The sequence below is a fragment of the Lacihabitans sp. LS3-19 genome, assembly GCF_024343575.1.
Taxonomy (GTDB): domain Bacteria; phylum Bacteroidota; class Bacteroidia; order Cytophagales; family Spirosomataceae; genus Leadbetterella.
In genome coordinates this window covers 1-375 of the sequence record NZ_RJUA01000107.1, presented here as the reverse complement: position 1 = coordinate 375, position 375 = coordinate 1, and the positions used below count along the sequence as shown (strand labels likewise).

The following is a 375-nucleotide window of genomic DNA, read 5'->3' as shown; positions in this document are numbered from 1 at the left end:
TACTTACAATTGGACACCCGGAAATCCTGTTGGAGATGGTACAAAAAGTGTTTCGGGCTTATCGGCTGGTTCATGGACATGTACTGTAACCGATGCAATCGGAAATACTGCTACTAGTTTGTTTACTATCTCCCAGCCCTCTATTTTGACAAGTACTATTTTGTCTAAAACTGATGCAAGTTCCACGTCTGCAAGTGATGGAGCAGCAGTAATAAATCTTGCCACAGGAGGTACTTCTCCATATATCTACAATTGGACTCCTGGCAATCCCTCAGGTGATGGAACTCCGGCTATAAGCAACTTGACAGTCGGCACATACACTTGCACAATTACTGATTCAAAAAGTTGTGTAAAAACCTTGAGCGTCGCTATTGG

The 375-nt window shown here is 42.9% G+C and carries 1 protein-coding gene; it reads left to right on the top strand.

Going from position 1 to position 375, the window contains the following annotated elements; genetic code table 11:
* A partial coding sequence (locus EGI22_RS15625; RefSeq protein ID WP_255069349.1) for a hypothetical protein occupies positions 1 to 375 on the top strand: 375 nt, incomplete at both ends.